The organism is Bacillus sp. 05T31, assembly GCF_056396725.1.
The window spans coordinates 1-2945 of the sequence record NZ_JBFTMA010000569.1 but is presented as its reverse complement, the minus strand read 5'-3'; the positions used below and the strand labels follow the sequence as shown (position 1 = coordinate 2945).

At 30.0% G+C, this 2945-nt stretch carries 3 protein-coding genes; all 3 read right to left on the bottom strand.

Translation table 11 applies throughout. The features are described from left to right. Window positions 1-867 (bottom strand): PAS domain-containing protein (locus AC1DJR_RS24335; RefSeq protein WP_477003699.1); only part of this gene is annotated, 867 nt, incomplete at its 3' end. A gap of 318 nt (window positions 868-1185) precedes the next feature. Next, window positions 1186-2037 (bottom strand): Cof-type HAD-IIB family hydrolase, encoded by an 852-nt coding sequence (locus AC1DJR_RS24330; protein WP_131246283.1) that lies wholly within the window; start codon window positions 2035-2037, stop codon window positions 1186-1188. Between the two features lie 177 nt (window positions 2038-2214). Further along, window positions 2215-2793, bottom strand: a complete 579-nt coding sequence (locus AC1DJR_RS24325; protein ID WP_002136626.1) for a cysteine dioxygenase family protein — start codon at window positions 2791-2793, stop codon at window positions 2215-2217. Window positions 2794-2945 lie beyond the last annotated feature (152 nt).

The window sequence follows — 2945 nt, the reverse complement described above, 5'->3', positions numbered from 1 at the left end:
TGGTAATACCTCGTAAAACCTTTTTCCCATAAAAATTTCTGCGGATACGTAAAATTTAGAAGGTGTTCCTGCTTTATAATCTATAATTGTTCCATCAGCTTCTGTTAAGAAACATAAATCTGGTAAAGCTTTAAAAATCAGTTCCAATTCAGATGTTTGTTGTTTTAACTGTTCTTCTATTGCTTTTAAATGGGTAATATCTACACCAACTGCCCAGTAACTAAATCCACTTACTGGAAACTGATCTGATATATTAGACCACATTATCGTTTTGATTTCACCATTTTTACACGTTAAGCGCATTTCCCAATCTCTGAAATTTTTTCCCCTAATCAAGAATTTATTTTGTATTTGTTGACGATAATTATGGTCGGGATATAATAATTGAAGTGCGTTTGGGTTACCAATGATTTCTTCGGCTTTATAACCTGTTACAATTTCACATTCACGATTCCATAATACAAAATCTCCATTATAATCTAGCGCATCAACCATAACAGGCATATTTTGTAAAATTGTAAATAACGCCTCTTCTTTGCGAGAAAGCAAAGACGTATTTTTACTTTGAATCGTATTTACGGATCCATCTATAATAAGATTAGAAAGCATTTCAAAGTATTTTTGACAATTGAAAATTTCACTTTTTTTAGACCACACAACAAAAGAACCTAAATGAAAATCATATAAGAAAATGGGGATTTCTATCTTTGGAAGTTTACTCTTTTTCACTTCATTCATTCCGAATGAAAAAACACATTCTTTTTCAGCATCAAGAAGTTGATGTGATATGTTAGTTAATTTATAAAATTGTTCTGCCATGGTTGCTATTGTACTCACATCAATAAGTTCCATTAGCCGAGCATTCATTCCTTTTTCACCTCAATATGTAAAATTAATACAAATTTTAAAATTCATACTTCTCCATTATACGGATAATGTCCGTACAGGTATATAGTGATAGCATAATTATTCAAATAAATTTTATTTTTCAATTAAAACAGAAAAACATTGGATGTATTAAAATACAAAGTTCATAAAATATTCACAAATATTTGAAAAAAATAAACATTTATCCCAATATATTCTATATATTAACTGTAATAAGGCTTCTATGAGACTCATAGAATACCTTACCCCTAATAAAAAGAAAAAAAGAATAAAATTTAGATTCTTTTTTTCTTTTTATTACATTACATACTTATATAAAGCATATGCAACGCCATGTTCTTCATTTGATAGCGTTTCATACTGACAAATTGCCTTTATTTCATCTACTGCATTCCCCATTGCAATTGATATATTTGCTTTTTCCATCATGGAAACATCATTTAGACCATCACCTATTGCTACAGTATTTTCAACTGGAATATTCAAGTGTTCTGCTAAAGTGTATAATCCATTTCCTTTTTGAGCGTTGTATTGGTTAATCTCTAAATTATGCCAATATGAAGATGTAATTGCTAAATCTGTATTATATAAAAACTTTTCTTTTAATTTTTTTAATTTCTCTATGTCATAAGAAAATGGTAAAAGTTTATGCACATATAAATCACTTTCTACAATCTCCTTACAACTTTCAACATGATGAAATGCTGTATGCTCAATATATAATGCGGCAATCGTTTCTAGCTCTTGTAAATCGACATCTAAATTGGATTTCTTCACATTCTCAATTTCATTAAGTACACTTTCAGTTCCGTAATGAGGTACATATACTCCTTTATCAGTATAGAGCTGATAATACATACCACTTTCTTCAAGATATTCCACAATTTCAAGTGCATGGATGTTTTGAATTGGATATCTCTTCATCATTTTCTTATCTTTATAAATAAGGGCACCATTTTCCGCAATAATTGGACACTCTAAATTAACTTCTAACAATAATCGTTCAATATCAACGATAGAACGCCCTGTACAAATAGCTACAACATGGCCTGCTTCCTGACATTTTCGAATTGCTTCTGCATTTTCTTTACTTATCATTTTATTACCGGAAAGAAGGGTTCCATCTAAGTCAATTGCTATTAATTTCATTATTTCTTCACCACTTTCTATAAATACACGAGWTYTWWTTAAMWAAAAGGTATCGTTTTCATATCGAGCTCGTTAAGTACTTCTTATTTATAATTTATGAAAAGCGTTTCAGGTCAAGAAATAATTAAAAATAAAATCAAAAGCTTTTCTCTTTAAAGAAAAGCTTTTGATTTTAAACTATGAACTATAACTAATATATTTTGTCTCACACATATACACATTCTTTTCTTCAGTTGGGACATATACTTTAAACTTTTCTAAACGTTTTCCGTAAATATGAATCGTGACAACGCTTTCACATTCAGCTATTTTAAGAATATGACAATCAGCTGGTGGAATGACTTTATCTGTTTCTCCTTCTCCCAAATAAAGATTTCCTGTATGGGTTAAATAAACAAGTGAATTTTCAAGCTGCTTAGTTTGTATAAAGTTCTGCACCATTATCCTTCCTGAAAAAACGCCTTCTACTCCCCATGTACCATCATGATCATGTAAAGGTGTAGATTGTCCATCTTTCCATACAAGAGCTAATACTTCAAATCGCTTTAAAGGATCTTCATATAACAAGTGTCGTGCATATTGAGCCGAATTCGCCTTCTGTTTTTCTAGCGGAAGCCATGTTTTTTTTTCTAAAAGTTCTTCTAGTAATTTTTCAATCGCACAAACAATTTGATCTTCTAATAAATTACTATCAATTAAATCCGTTACAGCTTTAATAAATGTTTGAAACGTTTTACTTCCATTACACGTTAACATAAGCATCCTCCTCCACTCTTCTTTCACACACTTCCATACTAAATAGACCACTAAAAATTTACAATTGAGAAATAAAAAAACAAGGTACAGTAATTTTGTACCTTGTTGAACGTTTTACCTAGTTTTCAAAAGAATAGGTAAGTATTTTAATG